Consider the following 763-nt stretch of genomic DNA (forward strand, 5'->3'; position numbering starts at 1 on the left):
TCGGGCTGGGTGTCGCTGAAGGACTTCACCGTCGCCCCCTACAACGGGCAGCAGCTCGTCTACGCCACCACGCACGACTTCGGGTCGAGCTGGGGCTCGATGAACTTCTCCCTGTTCAGCAACTACTCCCAGATGGCCTCGGCCACCCAGAACCCGATGAACTCGGGCACGGTCGCGCCGTCGCTGTTCTACTTCGCGCCCAAGAGCATCTGGGTGCTGGCCTACCAGTGGGGCGGCGCGGCGTTCTCCTACCGGACCTCCTCCAACCCGACCAACGCCAACGGCTGGTCGTCGGCGCAGACGCTGTTCTCGGGCAGCATCTCCAACTCGGGCACCGGCCCGATCGACCAGGCGCTCATCGGCGACGACCAGAACATGTACCTGTTCTTCGCCGGTGACAACGGCCGCATCTACCGGGCCAGCATGCCGATCGGCAACTTCCCCGGCAGCTTCGGCACCAGCTACCAGACCATCATGACCGACACCACGAACAACCTGTTCGAGGCCGTCCAGGTCTACAAGCTGGCCGGCCAGCAGCGCTACCTCATGATCGTCGAGGCGATCGGCTCCCAGGGCCGCTACTTCCGCTCCTTCACCGCCACCAGCCTGGGCGGCACGTGGACCCCGAACGCCACCACCGAGTCCAACCCGTTCGCGGGCAAGGCCAACAGTGGCGCCACCTGGACCAACGACATCAGCCACGGCGAACTGCTCCGCACCAGCGCCGACCAGACCATGACCGTCGACCCCTGCAACCTGCAGC

At 65.9% G+C, this 763-nt stretch carries 1 protein-coding gene; it reads left to right on the top strand.

The genetic code is table 11. From position 1 onward, the window contains the following. Window positions 1-763: non-reducing end alpha-L-arabinofuranosidase family hydrolase (locus AW273_RS00055; protein WP_269750204.1), on the top strand; the 763-nt coding region annotated here is incomplete at both ends.

Origin of the sequence: Herbidospora yilanensis, from assembly GCF_001570565.1 — a bacterium.
In the GTDB taxonomy this organism is placed as follows: Bacteria; Actinomycetota; Actinomycetes; order Streptosporangiales; family Streptosporangiaceae; genus Herbidospora; species Herbidospora yilanensis.